The 24,841-nt window shown below is 74.5% G+C and carries 21 protein-coding genes and 1 tRNA gene; 10 read left to right on the top strand and 12 right to left on the bottom strand.

Annotated elements, in window-relative coordinates; translation table 11 throughout:
* Positions 1–63: 63 nt before the first annotated feature.
* Positions 64–732, bottom strand: a complete 669-nt coding sequence (locus tag ACBI99_RS30630; RefSeq protein ID WP_364168617.1) for a response regulator transcription factor — start codon at positions 730–732, stop codon at positions 64–66.
* A complete protein-coding gene (locus tag ACBI99_RS30625; RefSeq protein WP_219509747.1) occupies positions 710–1,774 on the bottom strand; it encodes a histidine kinase in 1,065 nt (354 codons plus the stop codon). The genes ACBI99_RS30630 and ACBI99_RS30625 overlap by 23 nt, the downstream gene beginning before the upstream one ends.
* 543 nt (positions 1,775–2,317) lie before the next feature.
* Between ACBI99_RS30625 and ACBI99_RS30620 the strand changes: the two genes are divergently transcribed.
* Positions 2,318–3,010 carry a BTAD domain-containing putative transcriptional regulator gene (locus ACBI99_RS30620; protein WP_375074088.1) on the top strand — a complete coding sequence of 231 codons (693 nt, stop codon included), beginning with the start codon at positions 2,318–2,320 and terminating at the stop codon, positions 3,008–3,010.
* Positions 3,011–3,126: 116 nt separating this feature from the next.
* Here the strand turns inward: ACBI99_RS30620 and ACBI99_RS30615 are convergent, their stop codons facing one another.
* Positions 3,127–3,825 carry a response regulator transcription factor gene (locus ACBI99_RS30615; protein ID WP_357587654.1) on the bottom strand — a complete coding sequence of 233 codons (699 nt, stop codon included), beginning with the start codon at positions 3,823–3,825 and terminating at the stop codon, positions 3,127–3,129.
* A 139-nt stretch (positions 3,826–3,964) separates the two neighbouring features.
* On the opposite strand from ACBI99_RS30615, the gene ACBI99_RS30610 reads away from it, so the two are divergent.
* The 3 genes from ACBI99_RS30610 (at position 3,965) to ACBI99_RS30600 (ending at position 6,410) form a co-directional block, all read left to right on the top strand.
* A complete protein-coding gene (locus tag ACBI99_RS30610) occupies positions 3,965–4,939 on the top strand; it encodes an acyltransferase domain-containing protein (RefSeq protein WP_375074087.1) in 975 nt (324 codons plus the stop codon).
* Positions 4,936–6,027 carry a hydrolase gene (locus ACBI99_RS30605; protein ID WP_357587650.1) on the top strand — a complete coding sequence of 364 codons (1,092 nt, stop codon included), beginning with the start codon at positions 4,936–4,938 and terminating at the stop codon, positions 6,025–6,027. Before ACBI99_RS30610 ends, ACBI99_RS30605 begins: the two co-directional genes overlap by 4 nt.
* A gap of 309 nt (positions 6,028–6,336) precedes the next feature.
* Positions 6,337–6,410, top strand: a tRNA-Leu gene (locus ACBI99_RS30600).
* Between the two features lie 36 nt (positions 6,411–6,446).
* Here ACBI99_RS30600 and ACBI99_RS30595 read toward each other — a convergent pair.
* Positions 6,447–7,148, bottom strand: a complete 702-nt coding sequence (locus tag ACBI99_RS30595) for an SDR family oxidoreductase (RefSeq protein ID WP_375074086.1) — start codon at positions 7,146–7,148, stop codon at positions 6,447–6,449.
* 79 nt (positions 7,149–7,227) lie between these two features.
* Here ACBI99_RS30595 and ACBI99_RS30590 point away from each other — a divergent pair, with 79 nt between their 5' ends.
* Together ACBI99_RS30590 and ACBI99_RS30585 are read left to right on the top strand one after the other, a co-directional pair.
* A complete protein-coding gene (locus ACBI99_RS30590; protein ID WP_357587646.1) occupies positions 7,228–7,596 on the top strand; it encodes a MerR family transcriptional regulator in 369 nt (122 codons plus the stop codon).
* 87 nt (positions 7,597–7,683) lie between these two features.
* Positions 7,684–7,932: a hypothetical protein gene (locus ACBI99_RS30585; protein WP_219509753.1), complete on the top strand. Its 249-nt coding sequence runs from the start codon at positions 7,684–7,686 to the stop codon at positions 7,930–7,932.
* Positions 7,933–8,006: 74 nt separating this feature from the next.
* On the opposite strand, the gene ACBI99_RS30580 is transcribed toward ACBI99_RS30585, so the two are convergent.
* Entirely contained in the window at positions 8,007–8,306 is a 300-nt protein-coding gene (locus ACBI99_RS30580) for a hypothetical protein (RefSeq protein WP_357587644.1), read from the bottom strand.
* A gap of 16 nt (positions 8,307–8,322) precedes the next feature.
* The gene (glgC, locus tag ACBI99_RS30575; protein WP_219509755.1) at positions 8,323–9,558 is read right to left on the bottom strand and encodes a glucose-1-phosphate adenylyltransferase; all 1,236 of its coding nucleotides are present in this window, start codon (positions 9,556–9,558) and stop codon (positions 8,323–8,325) included.
* Positions 9,559–9,725: 167 nt separating this feature from the next.
* On the opposite strand from glgC, the gene glgA reads away from it, so the two are divergent.
* Together glgA and ACBI99_RS30565 are read left to right on the top strand one after the other, a co-directional pair.
* Positions 9,726–10,898: a glycogen synthase gene (gene glgA / locus ACBI99_RS30570; protein ID WP_375074085.1), complete on the top strand. Its 1,173-nt coding sequence runs from the start codon at positions 9,726–9,728 to the stop codon at positions 10,896–10,898.
* A 55-nt stretch (positions 10,899–10,953) separates the two neighbouring features.
* A complete protein-coding gene (locus ACBI99_RS30565; protein WP_357587642.1) occupies positions 10,954–12,432 on the top strand; it encodes an Nramp family divalent metal transporter in 1,479 nt (492 codons plus the stop codon).
* Positions 12,433–12,439: 7 nt separating this feature from the next.
* Here ACBI99_RS30565 and ACBI99_RS30560 read toward each other — a convergent pair whose 3' ends face one another.
* The gene (locus tag ACBI99_RS30560; RefSeq protein ID WP_219509759.1) at positions 12,440–12,844 is read right to left on the bottom strand and encodes a nitroreductase family deazaflavin-dependent oxidoreductase; all 405 of its coding nucleotides are present in this window, start codon (positions 12,842–12,844) and stop codon (positions 12,440–12,442) included.
* Positions 12,845–13,000: 156 nt separating this feature from the next.
* Between ACBI99_RS30560 and ACBI99_RS30555 the strand changes: the two genes are divergently transcribed.
* Positions 13,001–19,192, top strand: coding sequence for a CHAT domain-containing protein (locus tag ACBI99_RS30555; protein ID WP_375074084.1), 6,192 nt, complete (start codon positions 13,001–13,003; stop codon positions 19,190–19,192).
* Positions 19,193–19,232: 40 nt separating this feature from the next.
* On the opposite strand, the gene ACBI99_RS30550 is transcribed toward ACBI99_RS30555, so the two are convergent.
* Positions 19,233–19,676, bottom strand: a complete 444-nt coding sequence (locus ACBI99_RS30550; RefSeq protein ID WP_375074083.1) for a hypothetical protein — start codon at positions 19,674–19,676, stop codon at positions 19,233–19,235.
* Positions 19,677–19,737: 61 nt separating this feature from the next.
* Entirely contained in the window at positions 19,738–20,694 is a 957-nt protein-coding gene (locus tag ACBI99_RS30545; protein WP_375074082.1) for a helix-turn-helix transcriptional regulator, read from the bottom strand.
* A 43-nt stretch (positions 20,695–20,737) separates the two neighbouring features.
* Here ACBI99_RS30545 and ACBI99_RS30540 point away from each other — a divergent pair, with 43 nt between their 5' ends.
* Entirely contained in the window at positions 20,738–21,865 is a 1,128-nt protein-coding gene (locus ACBI99_RS30540; protein ID WP_375074081.1) for an epoxide hydrolase family protein, read from the top strand.
* A 6-nt stretch (positions 21,866–21,871) separates the two neighbouring features.
* On the opposite strand, the gene ACBI99_RS30535 is transcribed toward ACBI99_RS30540, so the two are convergent.
* The 3 genes from ACBI99_RS30535 to ACBI99_RS30525 all read right to left on the bottom strand — a co-directional run bounded on the left by ACBI99_RS30535 (position 21,872) and on the right by ACBI99_RS30525 (position 24,767).
* Positions 21,872–22,420, bottom strand: coding sequence for a GNAT family protein (locus tag ACBI99_RS30535; RefSeq protein WP_357587633.1), 549 nt, complete (start codon positions 22,418–22,420; stop codon positions 21,872–21,874).
* Positions 22,421–22,479: 59 nt separating this feature from the next.
* Positions 22,480–23,247 (bottom strand): hypothetical protein, encoded by a 768-nt coding sequence (locus tag ACBI99_RS30530; protein ID WP_308125981.1) that lies wholly within the window; start codon positions 23,245–23,247, stop codon positions 22,480–22,482.
* A 212-nt stretch (positions 23,248–23,459) separates the two neighbouring features.
* Complete coding sequence (locus ACBI99_RS30525; RefSeq protein ID WP_375074080.1) at positions 23,460–24,767, bottom strand: MFS transporter; 1,308 nt, start codon at positions 24,765–24,767, stop codon at positions 23,460–23,462.
* Positions 24,768–24,841: the final 74 nt, after the last annotated feature.

Here is a 24,841-nt window from a genome sequence, read left to right as displayed (position 1 = left end):
GCGTCGTCCGATCGCAGTATCCGCGAGATCATGCGTCCGTACGAGACGGCCTTGACAGCGGTGTCAGGCGCTCGCCACCGTGACCAGGCCGGCCTGGTAGGCGGTCACCACGAGCTGCGCCCTGTCCCGCGCGCCCAGCTTCGCCATCGCCCGGTTGACGTGCGTCTTCACCGTGTACGGGGACAGGCACAGCTCCTCGGCGATCTCCTCGTTGGAGGCCCCGGTGGCCACGTGCACGACGATCTCCAGCTCGCGGGCCGTCAGCGCCTCCAGCACCCCGCCCGCCTCGGTGTCGGCCTTCACCGGCTGGTTGAGGAAGCGGGTGATCAGCCCCTTGGTGGCCTTCGGCGACAGCAGCGCCTCCCCGGCCGCCACGACGCGGATCGCGGCCAGCAGCTCGCCCGGCTCCACGTCCTTGCCGAGGAAGCCGCTGGCGCCCGCCCGCAGCGCCTGGAACACGTACTCGTCGATCTCGAACGTCGTCAGCACCAGGATGCGCACCCCCGACAGGCTCTCGTCGGCGGTGATCTCCCGGGTGGCCGCCAGCCCGTCCATCTCCGGCATCCGGATGTCCATGAGGATCACGTCGGCGCGGGTCTCGCGGGCCAGCCGCACCGTCTCCAGCCCGGTCTGCGCCTCCCCGACCACGCACAGGTCGGCGGCCGTCTCGATGAGCGAGCGGAATCCCTTCCGGATCAGGGTCTGGTCGTCAGCGAGCAACACGCGGATCATCCTGGTTCCTCTCGGTGAGTTGGCTTCCCGTCAGCGGCAGCCGGGCCACCACCGCGAACTCCCCGCCCCGGGCGGGCCCGGCGCTGAGCACGCCGCCGACGGACGCGACGCGCTCGCGCATGCCGATCAGGCCGTGCCCGGTGCCAGGATCGGCCCCGGCCGTCCCGGCCCGCTGGTTGCGCACGTCGATGGTCAGCTCGCCGGCGGTGTAGGCCATCGTCATCCGGACGTGGCCGCGCCCGTACTTGCGGGCGTTGGTGAGCGACTCCTGGATCGTCCGGTACGCGCACAGGTCGACCGCCGGCGGGAGCGGCACGGCCAGGCCGGAGACGGTCCGGTCCACCTTGAGCCCGGTGCGGGCGAACGACTCCAGCAGCGGGTCCAGGTCGGCGAGCCCCGGCAGCGGCTCCAGCGGTGCCCGCGCGTCGCCCGACCCGCGCAGCACGTCGAGCACCGCGCCGAGCTCGTTGAGCACGGTGCGGCCGGCCGCCCGGACGTGCGCCAGCGCCTCCTCGGCCGCGTCGGGCCGGTGCCGCAGCAGGTGGGCGGCCACCCCGGCCTGCACGTTGACGACCGAGATGTGGTGGGCGACCAGGTCGTGGACCTCGCGCGCGATGTGCATGCGCTCCTCGACGACCCGCCGCCTGGCCTCCTCCTCCAGCGCCAGCTCCGCCCGCCGGGCCCGTTCCTCCAGCGCGGCGACGAGCTGGCGCCGCGTCACGGCGGCCTGCCCCACCGCGCCGCCCGCCAGCGTCGCGGCGATGAACGGCGGCGGCCCGCTCTGCGCGTCGGGCCAGGTGGTCCCCTGGACGAGGAAGTGCACCGCGACGAGGAGCGCCGACCCGCCGGCCGCCACCGCCACGGCGGTCCCGCGCTCGCTCACCGCCCCCACCGTGTACGCGGTCAGCAGGATCGCGGCCATGGCCGGCTCCACCACGTCGAGCGGGTCGGCCAGCGCCGAGGCCAGCAGGGTGAGGAACAGCGCGGGCACCGGCACGACCCGCCGGACGGCGACGGCGGCGCCCATGAGCACGGTCAGCACCGGTAAATGCCGGGCCGCTGGTTCGGGCGTGTCCAAATACGGTGCGAGAAGCGCCGAAATACTCACCGCGGCGCCGGCGATCGCGTCGACAACGAGAGCGGGAAGTCGGGGAATATGGCGCCTTATACCTCGTTGTCTCACGTCGCCACAATAACGGGTGCGCCGCCAATCGGCCTACTGCAATTGCAGTACGTGGCGGTTACCGCGCATGCGGTAGCGTGCGCTTACCACATGTAGTGATAAGACATTAAACGGTTGCGAAGTGAACCATTTACCTGCCCGTCCATCAATGCCCGCCTCGTCGCAGCGGCGAATTACATGCGGGCGGCTCACCTTCGATGGAGCATACCTCTTTAGAGGCACGACATTCGAGACATGTTCCATCTTGCTATATTCTCGCCGGGTATTAGGGGTCGCCGCATGTCGTGTTCCATCAACTGACGGGGAGACATGATGCCCAAAACCAATTTCTCGGTGCTTGGACCGATGGAGGTGGTGCATGCCGGCCGGGCCTGCACGCCAAGTGCGCCCAAGGTTCGCCAGGTGCTCGCGCTGCTGCTCGTTTCCGCCAATCGCCTGGTGCTGGTCGATTCCATCATCCGCGAACTGTGGGACGACAACCCGCCCAAGAGCGCCCTCACCACCACCCAGACCTACATCTACCAAATACGCAACCTGATCCAGCGCGAGCGCCTTAGCGGCTCCGGGCGCGAACTGCTGCTGACCAAGCCGTTCGGCTACACGCTCCTGGTCGACCAGGACCAGCTCGACCAGGACCGCTTCGACCACCTGGTCACCCGGGCCGAGGGCTTCGCCCGCGCCGGGCAGCACGAGGCCGCCGCCGCCGACCTGCGCCAGGCGCTGGGGCTGTGGCAGGGGCCGCCCCTGGCCAACGTGACCCAGGGCCCCCTGCTCCGCTCCCACGTCGTCCACCTGGCCGAACGCCGCACCCACGCGCTGGAGCTGCGCATCGAGGCCGACATGCACCTCGGGCGGCACCGGGAGCTGATCGGCGAGCTGCGCAGCCTGATCGCCGAGAACCCGCTGCACGAGTGGCTGCACGCCCAGCTCATCACCGTCCTCAGCCAGGCGGGCCGGCGCGGCGAGGCGCTGGCCGCCTTCCAGGGCCTGCGCGAGGTTCTCGACCGCGAGCTGGGCCTGGACCCGTCGCCGGCGGTCCAGCGCCTGCACCGCGAGGTCCTGCGGGGCGGCCGCGTCCTGGCCATCCCCGCCTGACCCGTCCGCTTCAAGGCCCGTTCACATCGAGGCCCGTCCACTTCAAGGCCCGTCCACCCTGGCCCGCCCAGCGGCTGCGGCGGACCGACGGGCCCCGGCGCGGCCGGCCGGGCGGTTCAGCGGGCGCCGAGGCAGTGGGCCTGCCCGGGGGACGCCGCCCGCGCGGTGGGGAGGCCGGCCGCCTTGTTGACCGCGTCGATGCGCGACACCGCCCCGAGCTTGCCGTAGATGTTGCGCAGATGCCGCTTCACCGTCCCCTCGGTGATCGACAGCCGGGCGCCGATCTGCGCGTTGCTCAGCGCCTGGGAGACCAGGTCGAGCACCTGCCGCTCGCGGACGGACAGGCGGGCCGTCCAGCGCGGCCCCGCCTCGGCATCGGCCTCGCGCCGCCGCTCGCACCCGGGCCGGCGCGGCGACGGGCCGGGCTCCAGCCGGGTGAGGTTGCGCAGCACCAGCACGAGGTCCGCCCGTGTGCTGGTCGCCGGCAGGCACCAGTGCGCGCCGTGCCCGGCCAGCTCGCCCAGGTCGACGGTGTGGCTCAGCGCCACCACCACGATCTTGACGTCCGCCAGGTGCCGCCGGACCTGCCGCAGCGCCCGCCACTCGGCCTCCTGCGGGCCGCCGCCCGCCCCGGCCAGCACCACGTCCGGCCGCACCCGCGCGGCCACCTGCGGGACCTCGGCCGGCGAGCGCGCCTCCCCGACGACGCTGATGCCGTGCAACCTGCCGATCCAGTCCCTCAGGCACTCCCTGAAGATCACATGATCCGTACCGAGAACGACGCCGATCCCCCCGGCCGCGTCCGTACCTTCCACGGAATCCACCCCCTTCTTGCCGACGTGCGGTTCCGACCCTGCTGGACGGACCTGTCATGGCCCGCACACGGCTCTGTCACCGACTACGTATCGAGGCAGCCTCGAGCCCGGCTCAAGATCGGTCACGCAAGCTGGCGGCATGCAACAGACCGAGAGGCGCACGGTGCTGCTCCTGCCGGGGCAGGGCGCCCAGTACCCGCGCATGGCCGCCGAGCTCTACCGCGAGCAGGCGGCCTTCACGGCGGCCATGGACGAGTTCTTCGACGCCTGCGGCCGCCGGGGCGGCGAGCTGCGCGACGACTGGCTGTCGGCCGCGCCCCGGGTGCCGATCGACGACGTCACCCGGGCCCAGCCCCTGCTGTTCGCGGTGAATCTGGCGATCGGCCGGGCCCTCACCGACGCGGGCAGGCCGGTTGACGCGCTGCTCGGGCACAGCGTGGGCGAACTGGCCGCCGCCGCGCTCGCCGGCGTGTTCAGCCCGGCCGACGGCGCGGAGCTGATGTGCCGCCGCGCCGACGCGGCCCGCCTGATGCCCCCGGGCGGCATGCTCGCCGTGGCCGCCACCCCGGACGACCTCGCCCCCCACCTGTCCGGCGGCCCCGGCGGGGAGCTCGGCGGGGTCGTGGTGGGGGCCTGGAACGCGCCCCGGCAGTGCATCGTGTCCGGGCCCGATCCGGCGCTGGAGGCCGCCGAGGAGACGTTGCGCGGCAAGGGCTTCATGTGCCGCAGGGTCCGGGCGCTCCAGCCGTTCCACAGCCCGGTGCTGCGGCCGGCCGCCGAGGAGCTGGTCCGCTGCCTGGAGGGGATGCGCCTGAGCCCGCCACGCGTCCCGGTGCGCTCGTGCCGGACCGGGCGGTGGGTCACCGACGAGGAGGCGGTCACGCCCGAGTTCTGGGCGCTGCAACTGGCCGAGCCGGTGCTGTTCTGGCCCGCACTCGACGGCCTGCTCACCGACCGGCCCGAGGGCGGCTGGACGCTCGTCGAGGCCTGCCTCTCCCAGCTCGCGCCCCTGGCCAGGCGGCACCGCGCCGTGGCCCGGGGCGGCGCCGAAGTGATCACGATCGGCCCCGGCGAGTTCCCCATGACGGCATCCGTACGAAGGAGTGGATCATGACCGACCACGAGGCCACGGGCCTGCTCGAAGCGGCGGACGCCGTCGCCAAGCTCGCCGGCGAGCGGGCCGCCGAGGCGGAGGCCGCGCGGAGGCTGCCGGAGGACGTCGTCGCGGCGATCCTCGACGCCGGGTTCGCCCGCCACTTCGTCCCGCGCGGGCATGGCGGGGCCGAGGCGGCGTTCACCGAGCTGCGGCGGGCCCTCGCGACGGTGGGGGAGTCGTGCGCGTCCGCGTCGTGGTGCGCGCTGATCGTGGCCACCTCGGGCCGCATGGCCGCCTACCTCCCGGCCGAGGGGCAGGCGGAGGTCTGGCGCGAGGGGCCGGACGCGGCGATCTCGGCGGCGCTCGTCCCGTCGGGCACGGCCGAGGAGACGTCCGGCGGGTGGCGGCTCTCGGGGGAGTGGCACTTCCTCAGCGGCGTCGACTTCTCCGACTGGGCGCTGCTGTGCGCGCCCGCGCCGGACGGGCCGAGGTTCTTCGCCGTGCCGCGCGGCGACTACCGGATCAGGAACACCTGGTTCACGCTCGGCATGCGCGGCACCGGCAGCAACACCGTGGTCGCCGACGGCGTCCTGGTGCCCCGCCACCGCGCGGTGCCGCAGGGCGCGGTGTTCCGGGGGCACAGCGAGCACTCGGCCGCGCCGTGCCACCAGACGCCGCTGGCGGCCGTGGCGGGCGCGCTGTTCGCCGCGCCCGCGCTCGGCTCCGCCACCGCGATGCTGCGCGCGTGGACCGCGCAGCAGACGGCCAAGGGGCCCGGCCTGCCGCCGCCCGCCCAGCTGGAGCTGGCCCGCTCCAGCGCCGAGCTGGACGCGGCCCTGCTGCTCACCGAGCGGGCCACGGCGATCGCCGACCTGGGCCGCGTCGCGCCCGCGACGGCCGCGCGCAACGCCCGGGACGCCTCGCTCGCGGCCCAGCTCGTCCGCGCCGCCGCCGCCCGGCTCTTCGAGTCGGGCGGCAGCCAGGCCCAGCGGGACGACAGCGACCTGCAGCGCCACTGGCGGGACGTGCAGAGCGCCACCTCGCACGCGGCGCTGCGCTTCGAGCGCACCAGCGGCCCGTACGCGCAGTCGCTGGGCGCGGGCTGACCGGATATTCGGTGGCGTCCCGCACGATCTCCGGGATACCTTGAAGCTGTCCGGAACGACATACGAGAAGGAGGCGAGCGGTGACATCCCTGGCACTGACGCCTCCGGCCTCCGGGTGACCTGACGAGGACACCAGGACGGCCGCCCGGGCTCGACCCCGAGGCGGCTTTTTCATGCGCGTCACCAGGATCCAGCGGCCCTGAAGGGAAAGGCGCCGCGAGCAAGGCCTGCGCGGCGGGGCTGGCGGCCCCCGGGCGGACCGAGCTCATGCCCCGGGCCGGGCCTCCCGCCGGCCCGTCCGGGGCCCACGCCGCTCTGGCCCAACTGGCAGAGGCGCCGCCCTCAGGAGGCGGAGGTTCGGGGTTCGAATCCCTGGAGCGGCACCGGGTTCAACTGCACCGGGTTCAACAGCACCGGGTTCACAGCACTCCCGGGTAGAGGGCGGCGGGGTCGGCCGACAGGGCGGCCTTGATCCGGGCGGTGCCGTCGTCGGCGACGACCTCCGCCCGTCCGGCCTCGACGCCGTCCAGCGCGGCCCGCACGACGTCGGCCGGGTCGTTCTTGGGCACGTCGTAGCCGGCCATCATGTCGGTGTCGGTGCTCGCCATGAGCAGCCCCGTCACCTGGGTGCCCTGCCCGGCGAGCTCCAGCCGGGCGCCGTTGGTCAGGCTCCACGCGGCGGCCTTCGACGCGGCGTACGCGCCCGACCCGGGGTAGGACACCCACGACAGCGCCGACAGCACGTTGAGCACCGCGCCGCCCCCGTTGGCGGCCAGCACCGGCGCGAAGGCCCGGATCATGGCCAGCGGGCCGAAGAAGTTCGTCTCCATCTCCAGCCGCACCCGCTCCGGGTCGCCGCCCACCAGGTCGTGGCCGGTGGAGACGCCCGCGTTGTTGACGAGGAAGGTGACGTCGCCGGCGGCCCGCGCCGCCGCCGCGATCGTGCCGGGGTCGGTGACGTCGACGCGCAGCACCTCCGCCCCGGGGACGCCGGCGGTGCGCGGATCGCGTACGGCCGCGTACACCTTGGCCGCTCCCCGCTCCAGCAGCTGCCGGGCGAAGTGCCGCCCGATGCCCCGGCCGGCCCCGGTGACGAGGGCGACGGAACCCGTGATCTTCATGATGTGCCTCCGATGTCGTCGGTCGGGGCTACGCTAAAACCTGACGTTGACGTCAGAGGCAAGCCGGAGGGGAGCGGGCATGCGCATCGGGGAGCTGGCCGCCGCGACCGGCGTGAGCGTGCGGGCGCTGCGCTACTACGAGGAGCAGAGCCTGCTCGCCGCCGCGCGCAGCGCCTCCGGCCAGCGCCACTACCCGCCCGCCGCCGTGGAGCGCGTCCGCCTCATCCAGGAGCTCTACGCCGCCGGGCTGTCCAGCCGGACGATCGTGGAGCTGCTGCCGTGCATCGAGTCGGAGGAGGTCAGCGAGGGGCTGCTCGACCGGCTCGCCGCCGAGCGCGATCGCATCGACCGGCAGATCCGCGACCTGACCGGCACCCGTGACCGGCTCGACGCCGCGATCGCCACCGCCTCGCTCGCCCGGGAGGCGGGCCGCCCCTGCCCGCGCTGAGCGCGGCCCGCGTGGCGTTCCCCCGCCCGGCGGATGGCTCCGTATAGTGATGCAGCGATGACACTTCGTGATCACGGGGGGAATATCATGAAAGCCATCCTTGCCGCCGCCGGCGGCGCCGTCCTCGCCGCGGCCGCCCTGACCGCGACCCTCGCGAGCCCGGCCGCCGCCGACAAATGGCCGGGCTGCGACGGGAAGAGCGCCACCTGGCAGAAGATCCACGACGACAACACCGTCTCGTCCGGCACGTACGACGAGACCGACTGCGACGACCACCACGGCTGGTGGGGCAGCGACTACCACCGCAGCGGCTGGCTCTACACGCTGGCCGACTGACCGGCGTCACCACGGTCCCGGAGCTCGCCCGCCGAGCCCGGGGCCTCGCCATGTCCGCCCCCGTCCGGCACCCGTCAGCCGCCCGCCTCCCACACGGCCTCGAACGCCGGCGCGCTGATCTCGGTCAGCTCCCAGATCTCCAGCGCCTGATCGGTCAGGAAGCCGTGCTCGTCCTGCAGGTGCCGCCACCAGTAGCGGTGCACCTGACGCCCGGCGCGGATCTCGATCTGCCGGATCGCCCACTGCTCGCCGTCGCCCTCGACGCTCTCGAACAGCCACACGCCGCCGTCCTCGTCGTCGCCCCGCCAGTGCCGGCGGGGCAGGTCGGACTCGCTCAGGTCGCGGATCAGCGGTTGGCGGAGATCAGGCTGCACCCCCACACTCTACGGCTCACCGGTCGACGATCTCGTTCTTGCCGATGACCACGACGCCGCCGCGGGTCAGCGCGAACCGGGTGCGGTCGTAGTCCAGGTCGAAGCCGATGCGGGCGCCGTCGGGGATGACGACGTTCTTGTCGATGATGGCCTTGCGCACGATCGCGCCGCGCCCCACCTTGACGTTCTCCATCAGCACCGAGTCCTCCACCAGCGAGTGGGAGTGCAGCACGACCTTGGGCGACAGGATCGAGCGGTAGGCGGTGCCGCCGGAGACGATCACGCCGGGCGAGACCAGCGAGTCGATGGCCCGGCCGACGCGGTCGCCGTCGTTGTGCACGAACTTGGCGGGCGGCAGCGGGTCGTGCCCGGTGTGGATGGGCCACTTGTCGTTGTAGAGGTTGAAGACCGGATGCGCGGCGATCAGGTCCATGTGCGCCTCGTAGTAGGCGTCGAGCGTGCCCACGTCGCGCCAGTAGCCCCGGTCGCGCTCGCTCGAACCGGGCACCACGTTGTTGGCGAAGTCGTACACGTCGGCCCCGCCGGACTTGACCATCATCGGGATGATGTTGCCGCCCAGGTCGTGCTTGCTCGTGGGGTCGAGGGCGTCCTCGCGCAGCGCGTCGATCATCGCCTGCGTCTTGAACACGTAGTTGCCCATCGAGGCGTAGACCTCGTCGGGCGAGTCGGCCAGCCCGACGGCGTCCTTGGGCTTCTCCCGGAACGCCACGATGCGCCGGCCCTCCGGGTCGGTCTCGATCACGCCGAACTGGTCGGCCAGCGACAGCGGCTGCCGGATGGCGGCCACGGTCACGTCGGCACCGGAGTCCTCGTGCTGGTCGACCATCTGCCGCGGATCCATGCGGTAGATGTGGTCGGCGCCGAACACGATCACGTGCTCGGGCATCTCGTCGTAGATCAGGTTCAGGTTCTGGAAGAGCGCGTCGGCCGAGCCGGAGAACCAGCGCGGGCCCAGCCGCTGCTGCGCGGGCACCGGCGTCACGTAGTTTCCGAGCATGGCCGACAGCCGCCAGGTGCGCGAGACGTGGCGGTCGAGGCTGTGGTTCTTGTACTGGGTCAGTACGACGATCTTCAGATAGCCGCCGTTGGCGAGGTTGGACAGCACGAAGTCGATGAGCCGGTACATCCCGCCGAACGGCACCGCCGGTTTCGCCCGATCCGCCGTGAGAGGCATGAGCCTCTTTCCCTCTCCACCTGCCAGCACGACCGCAAGCACCCTCCGGGACCTCATGTCCTGGACGCTACCCTCAATCGGCCGATCTATCGACGAATGCGCGTCCGGCTCCCTCCCGTCGTGTCCCGTTCTCTCGGGTTATGTACGCCACGCGGCGGGCGGTCGTTCCGCATGTCGGGCTTGTCGCCGTGTCGCGGGGAGGCACTTCCTCGTATGGTCGTGTCATGCGTGTTGATCTGCTGAGCAGGGAGTACCCACCGGAGGTCTACGGCGGGGCCGGCGTGCACCTGGAGTATCTGGCCAGGGAGCTGCGCGAGCTGGCCGACGTGCGGGTCCGCTGCTTCGGCGCGGACCGGGACGAGCCGGGCGTGTCGGCATACCGTACGCCCGCCGGGCTGGGGGCGGCGAACGCGGCCCTCCAGGTGCTCGGGGTGGACCTGGAGATGGCCGCCGCCTGCGCGGGCGCGGACGTGGTCCATTCGCATACCTGGTACGCCAACTTTGCCGGGCATGTCGCGAAGCTGCTCCACGGCGTGCCGCACGTGGTCACCACGCACAGCCTCGAACCGCTGCGGCCGTGGAAGGCCGAGCAGCTCGGCGGCGGCTACGCGATCTCGTCGTGGGCCGAGCGCACCGCGCTGGCGGCGGCCGACGCGGTGATCGCGGTGTCGGAGGGCATGCGCCGCGACGTGCTGTCGGCCTATCCGGGGATCGACCCGGCCAAGGTCACGGTGATCCACAACGGCATCGACACCGCCGAGTACGCCCCGGACACCGACCAGGATGTCCTGAAAAAGTATGGAATAGACCCCGACCGGCCGTACGTGATCTTCGTGGGCCGGATCACCCGTCAGAAGGGGCTCGTCCACCTCCTGCACGCGGCGCGCGCCCTCGACCCCGGCGCGCAGCTCGTGCTGTGCGCGGGCGCGCCCGACACGCCCGAGATCGAGGCCGAGGTCACCGCGCTGGTGCGCGGGCTGGACCGCGAGGGCGTGTTCTGGATCTCCGAGATGCTGCCCAAGCCCGAGGTCATCCAGCTCCTCACCCACGCGGCCGTGTTCGTGTGCCCGTCGGTCTACGAGCCGATGGGCATCGTCAACCTGGAGGCGATGGCCTGCGAGACCGCCGTGGTCGCCACCGCCACCGGCGGCATCCCCGAGGTCGTCGCCGACGGCGAGACCGGCCTGCTCGTCCCGATCGACCAGGGCCCCGACGGCACCCCGCACGACCCGGAACGCTTCGCCGGCGACCTGGCCGCGCGCGTCAACGCCCTGCTCGCCGACCCCGCCCGCGCCGCCGCCCTCGGCCGGGCCGGTCGCGCCCGCGCCGTCGAGCACTTCTCCTGGGCCACCGTCGCCCGCCGCACCCTCGCCCTGTACGACTCGCTCACGCGCTGATTGGGCCTTGCCGACCCTCCTGCCCCGGCTCACGCTGGGGGCAGGAGGCGAGGACATGGCGCACCCACTCGGAGTCAGCCGCCCGGATCTCGGCGTCACCGACCTGCCCACGCCGGAGGAGGTCTTCAAGGTCTCCCGGATCGGCCCGGCGCAACTGTTCAAGTACGCGGTCGGGCCCAGCCTGATCGCCCTCGGCATCTCGATCGGCAGCGGCGAATGGCTGCTCGGCCCGCTCAGCGTCGGCCAGTACGGCTTCGTCGGCGTCGGCTGGGTGATCCTCGTCTCGGCGCTGCTCCAGACGTTCTACAACGTCGAATGCTCCCGCTACGTCGTCGCCACCGGCGAGGCGCCGGTCGTCGCCTGGGGGCGCGTGCCGCCCGGCCGGCGGCTGTGGGTGCCGCTGTCGGTGCTGATCGTCCTGTTCTCCTTCATCGCCGGCGGCTGGGCCGCCTCGGCGGGACAGGGCGTGTACGCGCTCGTCCACGGCCGCATCCCGCCTGCCGGGGCCGAGGAACCCCGGCTGTGGGCCATCGCGCTGCTCGTGGTCGTCTTCCTGATCACCGCGCTGGCCCGCCGGATCAGCCGGGCGCTGGAGCTGGCCAACTGGCTGCTCGTGTCGGTCATCCTGCTCGCGCTGCTGGCCATCGACCTGCTCGTGGTGCCGTGGGAGCTGTGGTGGGAGGGCATCCGCGGCTTCGTCACCCCCGCCGCCCCGCCCGCCGGCATCACCGCCACCCAGCTCGGCGCGCTGGCCGGCTTCACCGCGCTGGCCTCCGGCCTCAACTGGTACGTCATGGGGCACTACCGGGACAAGGGCTACGGCATGGGCCACCGCACCGGGTTCATCTCCGGGCTGCGCGGCGACCGGCGCGAGATCCTGGCCAGCGGCGTCACCTTCCCCGACGACGAACGCAACCGGGGACTGTGGCGGCGCTGGTACCGGCTGCTCATGGTCGACATGTGGGGCGTGTTCTTCGTCGGCGCCATCCTCGGCATGCTGCTGCCCACGATCCTCATGTCCCAGGCCGTCGCGCTCTCCGGCGAGCGGCCCACCAGGGCCGACGTGCCCACGTTCGTGGCCGTCGCGCTCGGCGACGAGTACGGCGGGGCCATGTTCGCCGTCGCGCTCGTCCTCGGCGTGCTCGTGCTGTTCTCCACCCAGCTCGGCATCTTCGAGGCCATGGTCCGGGTGACCACCGACGCCGCCCACGCCACCAGCCCGCGCCTGCGCCGGCTGGTGGAGGGCGACCCGCGCCGGTTCTACTACCCGTTCATGATCGTCCTGCTGGTGGTGATCTCCGTCGTCATCCACCTCAGCCTGCCCGTCGCGCTGGTGGAGTGGTCGGCCAACATGTCGAACCTGGGCGCGCTCATCTACCCGTTCTTCCTCATGTACCTCAACAGCAAGCTGCCCAGGCCCGCCCGGCCCCGCCCGTGGCACTACGCCGTGCTCGGGCTCAACGTCGTCTTCTTCGGGTTCTTCTTCGTCAACTTCATCGCCGACTTCCTCGGCGACCCGCTGGTGACCTTCTGACCCCCGGTCAGCGGGTGCGCTCCAGCACCACGATGGGGATCTCCCGGTCGGTCTTCTTCGTGTACTCGTCGTAGTCGGGCCACGCGGCGGCCATCAGCCGCCACAGCTCCGGCCGCTCCTCAGGGGTGGCGGTACGGGCGCGGGCCTTGAACCGGTCACCCTTGACCTGCGCCTCCACCTCAGGCTCGGCCAGCAGGTTCTTGTACCAGTCGGGATGGTCCGGGTCGCCGCCCTTCGAGGCGACGAGCACGAGGTCGTCGCCGTGCCGCTGGTAGATCAGCGGCGTCGTGTACGGGTCGCCCGACGTGCGGCCCTTGGTGGTCAGCAGCAGCACCGTCGTGCCGTTCCAGTCGTGTCCCTCGGCGCCGTCGGTCTCACGGTAGCGCCGGACGTGTTCCTTGCCGTAGAGCATGCCTGCATGCCTACCCCCCGGACAGGCTTCTCACCTGGGCCTGTACGACAGTGGAAGTCCCGTGGCACACACCAGAACTGTAAGCGCTTACCTACCGGCGCCCCCCGGCAGGGGCGGTCCTGTACGCCGGCGCGCACCAGTGAGAGTGTTGCCTTCATGAACGATCCGGCCTGGGCTCTCGCCTCCCGCATCGCGGCGTTCGACCGGGACGCCGACCCCGGGCCGGTGCGGGACGAGACGGCGCTCGCCGAAGCCGAACAGGCCATGCTCGCCTGCGACGGCGGCCCCGCCGACGCCGTCACCTGGCGGCTCATCGGCATGCTCCACCTGGCCCGCTACCGCCTCGACCCCGGAGAGGGCGCCGAAGCCGCCGTGGCCGGCGTGTTCTTCGCCGCCGTGGCCGTCGTCGACCCGCGTGGCCTGCCCGAACGGCTGCGCGGCCCCGGCGCCGCCGACACCCCCGAGACCTGGGCCAAACTGGTCGAAGAGCTCTTCCGCCACGTCGACCCCGGCGCCCACCCCCACGTCGCCCTCCTCCTGCACACCCTCGTCCGCCGCGCCCTCGCCGAACCGACCCCCGAGGTGTGCGACCGGCTCGCCCAGGTCCTCCTCCAGGAGGCCGACGGCGCCTGGGCGTCCCGCGCCCTCGCCCTCCTCGGCGACGGCCTCACCCGCCTGCACCGTGCGACCGGCCGGCCCGAGGCGCTCGACGACGCCGTCCACGTCCTCTTCCGCGCCGCCCTCGGCGACCCCCGCCACTTCGGGGCCCTCGCCGCCGCCCTCGGCCGCGCCATGCCCGGCGACGACGAGCTCACCCGCGCCCACCTCACCGCCGCCTGGCGGCCCGACGGCCCGGAACGCTCCCAGGCGCTCCTCGCCCTCCTGGAGCTCGCCGGGCGGCGCGCCGCCCAGTCCGCGCACGACGCCGACCTGCTCGCGTTCATCCGCACCGGGCAGGCGGCCCTCGACTTCTGGCACGAGCCCCGCGCCGCCCACCCCCGCGTCCTCGCCGCGTACGCCTCCGGGCTCGTCGAGTGGTACGCCGTCACCGGCGACGAACGCTCCCTGGAGGCCGCCCGCGAAATGCTCGCCGCCCTCGGCGAACCGCCCGGCGACATCCCCGCCGAGCTCGGCCGCGACCCCATCGCCCGGCTCGACCTCCTCGCCGGCCGCCGCTGGCGCCGCTACCGCGCCACCGGCCACCCCGCCGACCTGGACACCGCCCTGCACGCCCTGCGCCACGCGGCCACCCGCGCCTACCCCGGCCACCCCGACCGTCCCCGCCTCCTCGCCAACCTCGCCAACGCCCTCACCCACCACGCCACCCCTGAACCCGCCCTCAGGGGACCGAGCGGCCTCCTCGGCGAGGACGCCACTACGGCGACGGGCCCCGGCGGCGCACCCGCTTCTGGGCGGCAGACCGGCACCCCGGATGGCGCGGCCGCCGCTGGAGGGCGGGGCGACGTGGGTTCTCGTGGGGCGGCCCCTGAACGGGCGGCACGTCCGTACGGTGGGGGCGCCACTCCGGAGGGGCCGCCTCACGGTCAGGACGCCATCGGGGTCGTGGGAGGGCAGCGGGACGCCCGGGCGGACGAGGCGATCACGGCGGCGCGGGAAGCCGTGGCGGCGTGTTCCGGCGCCGACCCGATGCGGCCCCGGGCGCTCCTGCTGCTCGCCCGGGCGCTCCGGCTCGACCCCGGCCTGCCCGCCGCCGACGAGGCGGTGACCGCCTTACGGCAGGTGATCGACGCCGGCGAGGAGCCGGCGGAGGCGTACGCGCTGCTGTCCCTCATGCTGCGCCGCCGCGCCCTGGCCGGCCAGGGACGCCAGGACCTCGACGACGCCGTGCAGGCCGCCCGCCAGGCCGCCGAGACGGCCGCCAAGACGCTGCCCGACCAGCCCGCCGTCCCGGCCCCGCTGGCCGAGGCGCTGCTGCTGCGGTTCGACGTGCTGGGCGACCCCGCCGACCTGGCCGAGGCCCTGACCGTGCCCGCCACCGCCCTCGACCCCGCCCTGCACGCTCACCTGGCCCGCACCCTCGCCCGCCTGCCCGAGCACCCGTCGCCCCTGGCCACGGCCGGGCCGGAGCCGGCGGAGGCCGCCGCGCGGCTCGCGCTGGACGTCGACGACGACCTGACCCGCGCCCTCCTGCCCCTCGCCGGACGACCCGGCCCGGCCCCCGCCGAAGAACCGGACGCCCTGGCGACCCGGCTGCTCGGCATCGCCGGCCTGTTCGCGGACCGGGGCAGGCATCGCATCGCCGCCGAACTGCTCGTAGGTGCCGAACGGGCCTTCACCGACGCGGGCGCCCCGGCCGGCGCCGCGCGGGCGCGTTCCCTGATCGGCCGCTGCCACGAGGAGCTGGGCGAGTGGGAGGCGGCGCTGCGCTCGTACGAACAGGCCGCGATCACGTACCGCGACCTGGGCGACGCGCACGCGGAGGCGGCGGAGACCGGCCGGATGGGCGCGGCGGCGAGCGGCGGGAACGATCCGGCCCGCGCCGCCGCCCTGCACCTGCGTGCCGCCGACCTCTGCCGCCAGGCGGGCCTGGCCGAGGCGGAGGCGTCCCAGCAGGAACAGGCCGCCGCCGCGCACCTGGCCGCGGGCGACCCGGAGGCCGCGCTGGAGCGTTCGAGCCGCGCCCGCGAGCTGTACCTGGCGCTCGGCGAGAGCGTACGCGCCGCCCGCGTCCTCATCGTCAGCGCCCGGTGCGGCGCCGAGCTCGGCCATCTGCCCGCCGCCGCCGAGGTGATCACCACCTGCGCCGCCGAGCTGGAGACGCACGGCTCCTGGGACGACGCCTGCCAGGCGCTCGACGCCCACGCGCGGCTCCTCCACGCCCTCGGCCACGCCGGCCACGCCGCCGCGTGCGAGACGGCCATCGTCGAGATCGTCCGCCGCCGGGGGAACCGGCGCGATCCCGCCGACGAGTGGTACCGGATCGCCCGCCGCCGCCGCGCCCGCGGCGACCTGCCCGCCGCCCGGCAGGCCTTCGAACGGGCCGAACGCGCGTACAACGCGATCGGTCACCAGGACGGCCTCGCCGCCGTCCGCCACCAGCTCGGCACCCTCGCCTACGCCGAGGGCGACCCGGACCAGGCCGCCCAGGACCTCGCCACGGCCGCCGACGCCTACGCCCGCCTCGGCGCCCGGTCCCGCGAGGCCGCCGCCCGCACCCTGCGCGGCGCCTGCCTCGGCGACCTGAACCGGCCGGACGACGCCCGTACGGAACTCGCCCGCGCCTTCGAGCTGGCCGCCTCCGAGGGGGACCTGGAGGCGCTGTTCTCCGCCACGCTGGCGCAGGCCGACCTGGCGCTTCACCCGGCCTCGGCATCGCCCGGCACGCCTTCCCGCCCCCAGGCGGAGGCAGGCCGGCCGTCGCGAGCAGCGGCGGAACTGGCAGCCGGGTTCGGGAACGAGCCGGGCGCCGCCTTCGAGGACCGCGGGGGAGCCGGTGACGGGTGGCTCGCCGAGGTGCGGCGGGGGCTGGCGGCCAAGGCTTCGGACAGTGCCGGGGCCCGGGGCGCGTGGGCGGTCGCGGCGGGGGAGCTGCTGGAATCGGCCCTGGGGATGGCAGCGGGTGACCCGGTGCGCGAGGCGATCGTCCAGGACCGCCTGGCGGTGCTGGCCGCGCGTACCGGTGACGCGGACGGGGAGATCGAGGCGCTCGAACGGGCGGCGGCGGGGCTGCGTCACACGGGCCGTCCCGGCGCCTTCGCTGCGGTACGGCTCGGGTTCGCGCTGGAGGCGCGCGGGGCGCTGGTGCGTGCCCGTTCCGCCCTGGAGGAAGGGCTGGCGGCCCTGGCCGACGACCCGGCCCCCCAGCCGGCCGAGCCGTCGTACGGCCATCGCGCCCCGACGGAGGGCACGGCGTGTTCAGGCGATGGGCCGGCGGGGGCAGAGGCGCCGTACTGGCTGATGGCGGGGCAGGTCGAGGCGGCGGTGCTGGTCCGGGTGGCGGAGCTGCAGCTGGCGCTCGGGGAGCGGGCGCGCGGGAGGGCGGCGCTGGCACGGGCGCTCGCGGGGCTGCGGCGGGAAGGGGACCCGGCGGAGGCGCCGGCCGAGTGGCTGCGCATCGAGGAGGCCGAAGCGGCGGCAGACCTGGCCGGGGTGCTCGCGCCGGCCCGGCAGGCGCTCCAGGTGAACGACGACCCGGGACGCCGCTCGCGGCTGCTGGCGAAGCTGGCCGAGCTGGCGTTGGAGGCGGAGGAGCCCGCGGTGGCGCACGACTACGCCGCCCAGGGGTGCGAGCTGGGTGACTCCCGTCTGGTGGAGCATCTGCGCAACCTCGGCGCGGCGGCGCTGGCACAGGGGCGGGCCGCCAAGGCGGTCGACCACCTGACCAAGGCCGCCCAGCTCGCCCGCGAGCCCGTCCGGGCGACCCCAGCGGCAGGCACGGCAAGCACAGCCGGCTCGGCGGGGGCGGCGTTGCCGGTGCGGCTGGTGCGGGTGCTGGCCGTGCTGGGGGCGGCGCTGGTCGAGGCGCGGCGGCTCGCGGAGGCCGGAGTGGTGCTGGCCGAAGGGCTGGCGCTGACGGGCGGGCCGGCGTGGCGGGTGCCCAGGGCCGAGCTGCTGGTGGCGCGGTCCCGGCTGCGGCTGGTGCAGGGCGAGCCGGGGGAGGCGGTCACGGGCTGCCTGGAGGCCCTGGTGCTGGGCGAGGCGGCAGGCGATGACAGGCTCGTCGGGGCGGCCTGCGACGGCCTCGCGGAGGCGTACCGGGAGCTGGGGGAGACGGCGCGGGCGCGGTCGTTCGGCGCGCGGGCGGTGGAGGTCGACCGGGCCCGGGGGCGGCGGCGGGCCGTGGTGCTGGGGTTGATCCGGCAGGCGACCTTGCAAGCCCAGGGGTACGGGCTCGGGGCGGGTGGGCCGGAGGCTGTGGCGGGGCTGGAGGAGGCGCTGGGGCTGGCGCGGCGGATCGGGTTCGCGGCCGGGGAGGGGCTGGCGCTCGGCAGGCTGGCCGCGCTCGACGTGCGGGCCGGGGAGCACGCGCGGGCGCGGCAGCGCGCCTCGGAGGCCATCGCGCTGCTGCGCGGCACCGGGCAGGAGGAGGCGCTGGGCCGCGCGTACCAGGACAGGGCGGTCGCCTCGGAACGGCTCGGTGACCTGGCGGCGGCGCTGGCGGACGCCGAGGCGGCCGGTGAGCTGTCCGAACGCGCCGGCGACGGCGCCGCCGGGGCGCTGCGTGACAGGGCCGTCGAGCTGGCCGTGCGGCTGGGGCGGGGCCGGACCGCGTGGGCGCACGCCGAGCGGGCGAAGGCCAGGCTCCTGGCCGTCCAGCTCGGCCCCGTGGGCCGGGCCGACGGGCCAGGCCCGGGGTGGCGCGACGAGGGCGTCGTGGCCGAGGCCGTGGAGGCGATGGCCGGGGTGCTCGGGACAGCCGAAGCAACCGGGGCAATCAGGGCAACCGGGGCGGCCGAAGCAGCCGGGGCGCGCAGGGGCGCGGGGGTGACCGGGGTGCTGGGGTTCTACCTGAGCGGCGGCCGGGTGCTGGTGCTCGCGCACCGGACCGGGTGGGCGCAGCCGAGGGCGTTCGGCACCCGGGTGGGAACGGAACTGCTCGCGGCGGCAGGCGGCGAGGGCCGGTGGGGCGACGACTGGGCGCTGCTCGGCGACCTGCTCCTGGGCGACGCCCTCGACGCGCTCGGCGACGACCTGGACATGCTCTACCTCGTCCCGTACGGGGAGCTGGACCGGCTGCCGCTGCACGCGCTGGCCCCCGGCGGCCGGCTGCTGCTCGAACGCTGCCCGGTGGCCTACGCGCCGTCGCTGGCCATGCTGGGCGGCCTCGCCCGGCGGCAGGCGGCGCGGGGGCGGGGTTCGCTGGTGGTCGGCTACGCGCAGGACGCGGTGGCGCGGGTCGCGTACGAGAACGAGGCCGCGGAGATCGCGCGCGACGGCGGCCAGGGCGCGCACACCGGGCCGGATGCCACGGCCGCGCTGCTGGAAGGCGACTGGGACCGGATCCACCTGGCCTGCCACGGCTCCTACGACGGGGAGGACCCGTTCGGGTCGGGCGTCAGGCTGGGCGACGGGCTGCTGACCGCGCGGCGGATCGCCGGGATGCGGATCGGGGCCGGGCTGGTCGTGCTGGGCTCGTGCGAGAGCGGCGGCGCGGCGGTGCTGGGGCAGGCGCTGCTGCGCGCGGGGGCCGGGGCCGCGGTGGCGCCGATGTGGCCGGTCGGCGGGGAGGTCAGGCGGGCGGTGACGCGGCGGCTGCACGCGAGGATCCGCGACGGCGCCGGGCGGGCGCAGGCGCTGCGCGAGGTGACCCTGGAGGCACGCGACAGGCACGGCGCCACCAGGCCGGACCTGTGGGCCGCGTACGTGCTGATGGGCCTGGCCGCCTGAGCCGCGACGCGCCAGGGCGGGAAGCGGGGACGCGGGCCGGTCAGCGGTGCGCGGTGAGCAACGCGTCGACGGGGAGGGGGTCGACGGGGAGGGCGTCGTCGGGGGTGCGCTCGCGCACGTCGCTGTCGCGGATGGCGAAGACCGCCGGCAGGACGCCCACGTCACCGTAGTGGCCGGTCACGGCCGCGCCGACGGCGCGGCGGACGTCGGCGACCACCTGGCGCGAGGTGTGGCCCGCGCCGGGCACCGTCACGTGGCCAAGCAGGCCGGCGAAGCGTGATTCCGACACCGCCGGGGGATGCTGGCCGGGCGCCACGGGCCGGTCGAGCCAGAACACCTTGCCCGACAGGACGGCGTCATAGCCCGCGCCCTCGCCGCCCAGCGTGCGCGCGGACTCGGCGAGCAGCCGGCCGAACCCGGCCAGGTCGGCGTCCGGCGGCAGGTCGGTGGTGACGAACAGCGGCACGATCAGCGTGTCGAGCATGGGCCATCCCTCCTGTGAGGAGCCTCATCGTAGGGGCCGCCACCGACAATTTCCGGCCGGCTCACTGGCCGCCCGCCGCGCCGGCCAGCCGCGCCGCCAGCACGCGCAGGTGATCGGCCAGCTCCGGCGGCTCGTGGACCTCGAACGGCACGCCCAGCGACACCAGCCAGGACGCCATCTCGTCCAGCGAGTCGCCGCCCGCGGTCAGCAGGCAGGAGGCCGGGCTGAGCGGTTCGACGGCGGCGGCGGACGGGGAGAGCCGCTCGGCGACCGCCGCGGCGGGGGCGTGCACGGTGAACCGGCCCCGGAAGCGGTACGGCGCCTCGGCGATCCGGCGGGAGGCGTAGCCCGCCAGATCGGTGTCGGGCGGGCGGCGCGGGGTGAACCTCGGCCCGTTCGGCGTCCGCAGCCGCACCCGGTCCACCCGGAACAGCCGCCAGTCGTCACGGCCGGGGTCGAAGGCGACCAGGTACCAGCGCCGCCCGGTGGCCACCAGCCGGTGCGGCTCCACGACGCGCGTGGTCACGGCGCCGCCCGCGCCGCAATAGTCGAACCGCAGGCTCTCGTGGTCGCGGCAGGCCGCCGCGATCGCCGCCAGCGCGTCCGGATCGACCGCGGGCGCCCGCCCCGTCATCGGCACGGTCATCGACTGCACGGCGTTGACCCGGCGCCGCAGCCGCGACGGCAGCACCCGCTCCAGCTTGGCCAGGGCGCGCAGCGACGTCTCCTCGATGCCCGCCACGCTGCCCTGGGCGGCGGTGCGCAGCCCGACCGCCACGGCGACGGCCTCCTCGTCGTCGAGCAGCAGCGGCGGCAGGTCGCCGCCCGCGCCCAGCCGGTAGCCGGGCGCCCCGGCGGTGGCGTGCACCTGGTAGCCGAGCTCGCGCAGCCGCTCCACGTCGCGCCGCACCGTGCGCGCGGTGACGCCGAGCCGCCCGGCCAGCTCCGTCCCTGACCACTCCCGGTGGGTCTGCAGCAGGGACAGCAGTTTGAGCAGCCGCGCCGACGTCTCCAGCATCCTAGGACCCTACCTGTCCTAGGCCGGTCCTAGCGTGGTGGTCATGAAGCCCTTCCGCATCGACATCCCGCAGGCCGACCTCGACGACCTGCGTGAACGCCTCGCCCGCACCCGCTGGCCCGACGAGCTCGACGGCTCCGGCTGGTCGTACGGCGTGCCGGTCGCGTACGCCAGGAGGCTGGCCGAGCACTGGCGCACCCGCTACGACTGGCGCGAGCACGAGGCGGCGCTGAACGCCCACCCGCAGTTCGTCACCGAGATCGACGGGCAGGACGTGCACTTCCTGCACGTGCGCTCGCCGGAGCCGGACGCGCTGCCGCTGCTGATCACGCACGGCTGGCCGGGGTCGGTCGTCGAGTTCATGAAGGTCATCGGCCCGCTCACCGACCCGCGCGCGCACGGCGGCGACCCCGCCGACGCCTTCCACCTGGTGGCCCCGTCCATCCCCGGCTTCGGCTTCTCGGGCCCCACCCGCGAGCGCGGCTGGGACGTGGCCAGGGTCGCGCGCGCCTGGAAGGAGCTGATGAGCCGCCTCGGCTACGACCGCTACGGCACGCAGGGCGGCGACACCGGCGCGACGATCTCCCCGATGGTCGGCAGGCTCGACCCGGACCGCGTCGTGGGCGTGCACGTCAACGGCGGCCTCGGCCATCCCACCGGCGACCCCGCCGAGCTGGAGGGCCTCACGGAGGCCGAGCTGTCCAGGATGAGCCTGTACGCGGACGAGGACGGCCGCGGATACGCGATCATGCAGGCCACCCGGCCGCAGACGCTCGCCTTCGGCCTGCACGACTCCCCGGCCGGGCAGCTCGCCTGGATCGCCGAGAAGTTCAAGGAGTGGACCGACCCGGCCCGCGAGCTGCCCGAGGACGCCGTCGACCGCGACCAGCTGCTCACCAACATCAGCCTCTACTGGCTGACCGGCACCGCCGCCTCCTCCGCCCGGCTCTACAAGGAGAGCGCCGCCTCCTGGTTCGGCCGGCCGGAGCCGTCGCCGATCCCGCACGGCGTGGCCGTCTTCCCCGGCGACCCCGGCATTCGGCGCTTCGCCGAGCGCGAGCACCACGTCGTGCACTGGTCGGAGTTCGGCAGGGGCGGCCACTTCGCCGCGATGGAGGCGCCCGACCTGCTGGTGGACGACGTGCGCGCGTTCTTCAGGCTGGTGCGGTGAGCCCGCTCAGCGGTCGGTCCACTCGTCCTCCAGGGCGGCGTGGATGACCGAGTCGCGCCAGCCCCACGGCGTGGACACGTGGTGGCGCAGGACGCCCTCCTCGACCATCCCGGCCGTGAGCATCGCGAGCTGCGCGGGCAGGTTGGCGGGGGAGCGGGCGCCCCAGATGCGGTGCAGGCCGAGCTGCTTGAAGCCGAACTTCAGCAGCAGCCGCACCAGGTCGGTGCCCATGCCGCGGCCCCAGTGGTCGGGGCGCAGCCCGAGGCCGATCTCGGCGCTGTGCGGATGCTCGGCGTCGACGCGCAGCCGCGCCACGCCGATGGCCTCCGGCTCGCCGGGTTCGAGCACCGCCAGCACGTAGAGCCTGCGCGGCTCGGCCGCCGCCGCCCGCACCGCCTCGTCGACGAGGCCGGCCACCTGCGGCAGCGACAGCGGCGCGAACGGCATGTGCTGGGTCGCGCCCGGGTCGCCGTAGACGGCGTGCAGCGCGGCGACGTCGGCTTCGGTGACCTCACCGAGCCACAGCCGCCCGCCCTTGCACACCACCCGGCGCATGCGGAGAAGGTAACGCGGGCGGGCCGATCTTCACAAGGACGCCGGGTCCGACAAGTACGTCAGGTGGCGAGCTGACTGCCGTAGGCGCGCGCGACCAGCTCGGCGATGGCGCCGTGCGAGCCGAGCGGCTCGGCGTGACCGGCGTCGACCGACGCGGCGGCCCGCTCGACGAGGCCGGCGGGCGCCTCGTGGCCGATCAGGCAGGGCGCGATGGCCAGCCGCTCGGCGCCGGCGGCGCGCAGCCGCTCGGCGGCCACGGGCACGCCGGGGTCGCTGTCGAGGGAGGCGGCGACGACCGGCAGCGTGAGCCGGGAGGCCAGCAGCACCGCCGTGGCCTGCACGGCGTGCACGGCCCGCTCGCCGCCGACGGTGCCGAGGATGACGCCGTCGACCGGGCTGGAGACGTTGAGCAGGCGGACGCGGTCGGCCCTGGCCAGGCCGCGCTCGGCCAGCCGGATGTGCAGCGCCTCGGCCAGCAGCGGGTGGGGGCCGAGCGCCTCGGTCATCACGGCGGGGGCGCCGCTCTTGGCCACGGACTCGGAGATCTCGGTGAGCACGACCGGGTCGTCCCACGTCAGCAGGGGGACGACGACGGAGTCGCGGTCGGCCGGCAGCGAGGCGGCCAGCTCGTCCACGGCGGTGAGCCGTACCTCGATCTGGGGGTTGTCGACCCGCACGACGGCGGCGATCTCGGCCGGCACGCCTGAGGTGCCGCCCGGCGCCGCGAGCACGAGGACGGGCGCGTCCGGGGGCAGGGACGTGGGGACGGGACGGCGGTGGCGGCCGCCGCCCGGCCTGGGGGACCGTGCACGTACAGGGAGGCTCACAGGCGCGCAGTTTATGCGTAAACCGTGTCCGGCGTTCCGGGAATCGGCGGCGATTCCGTTACAACGCCCGCCCTGTGATAGAGATCACATCGACGGACCGGCCCGGCCCCCGTGGCCTGGCGGGCCGGCCCGACGGCGAGCCCGGGACCGCCGCGCGGACGGCGGTGGCAGCCGCCGCCCGCGGCTCCCGCGGCGGACCGGGGGAGCGGGGGTCAGGCGCGCTGCGGCTGCGTGCCGGGGTCGGTGGCCAGGTCGAGGTCGCGGGTCTCCGGCGCGATGGCCAGGCCCACGGCGGTGACGGCGAGCGCGGCCACCACGTACAGCGACACCGCCAGCGTGGTGCCGAACGCGTCGAACAGCTTGATCGCGATGATCGGGGCGAGCGCGCCGCCGACGATCCCGGCCACCTGGTAGCCCATCGAGGCGCCGCTGTAGCGCAGCCGGGTGCTGAACAGCTCGGCGATGAAGGCGGCCTGCGGGCCGTACATGGCCGCGTGCGTGATCAGCGCCACGACCGCCGCCAGCGCGATCAGCGGGAACGAGCGCGTCTCCAGCAGCGGGAAGAACGCGAACACCCACACCGCGGCGCCGATCACGCCCGCCAGGTAGACCGGGCGCCTGCCGTAGCGGTCGGACAGGGCGCCGAACAGCGGGATCAGCGCGAGCTGCAGCGCCGAGCCGATGAGGACCGCGTTGAGCCCGACCGACCGGTCCAACCCGAGCGGGCCGGTCAGGTGGACGAGGATGTAGGCGGTGAAGGTGTAGAAGGCGACGTCCACGCCGATGCGCGCGGTGAAGGCCGACAGCAGCGCGCGCGGGTGCGTGCGCAGCACCTCGACCAGCGGCATCCGCGCCTTGGCGCCCTGCTGCTCGACCCGCTCGAACAGCGGCGACTCGGTCACCCTCAGTCGCACCCACAGGCCGACGAGGACCAGCACCCCCGACAGCAGGAACGGCACCCGCCAGCCCCACGACAGGAACGCGGCGTCCGGCAGGGTGAACGACAGTACGGCCAGCGTGCCGGTGGCCAGCACGTAGCCGGCGGGCACGCCCACCTGCGGCCAGCTCGCGTTGAAGCCGCGGCGGCGGGGGTCGCCGTGCTCCAGCGACATGAGCACCGCGCCGCCCCACTCGCCGCCCAGCCCGAGGCCCTGGACGAAGCGGAGCAGGGCCAGCATGACGGGCGCGAGCACGCCGATGCTGTCGTAGCCCGGCAGCACGCCGATGAGGAACGTGGCGGCCCCCATCAGCAGCAGCGTGACGACCAGCACGGTCTTGCGGCCGGCCCGGTCGCCGAAGTGGCCGAACACGATGCCGCCCAGCGGCCTGGCCACGAACGCGACCGCGTTGGTGGTGAGCGCCAGCAGGGTCGCGCTGAGCGGGTCGAACGTCGGGAAGAACAGCTTGCCGAAGACCAGCGTCGCGGCCGTGGTGTAGAGGAAGAAGTCGTACCACTCCAGCGACGTGCCGATCAGGCTGGCGAGGATCACCCGCCGGGTCTGTTGCGTGGAGCTTGACATCAGCATCGCTCCTTCGTCAGGGGGTTGGTATCAACCTAAGAATCGTTGAACGATTCGACAAGAGGTTTGTTTGA

This window comes from Nonomuraea sp. ATR24 (genome assembly GCF_041950485.1).
Classification (GTDB): domain Bacteria; phylum Actinomycetota; class Actinomycetes; order Streptosporangiales; family Streptosporangiaceae; genus Nonomuraea; species Nonomuraea ceibae.
Note: the sequence above shows the minus strand (reverse complement) of the source record. Positions and strands in the feature narration are given on the sequence as shown.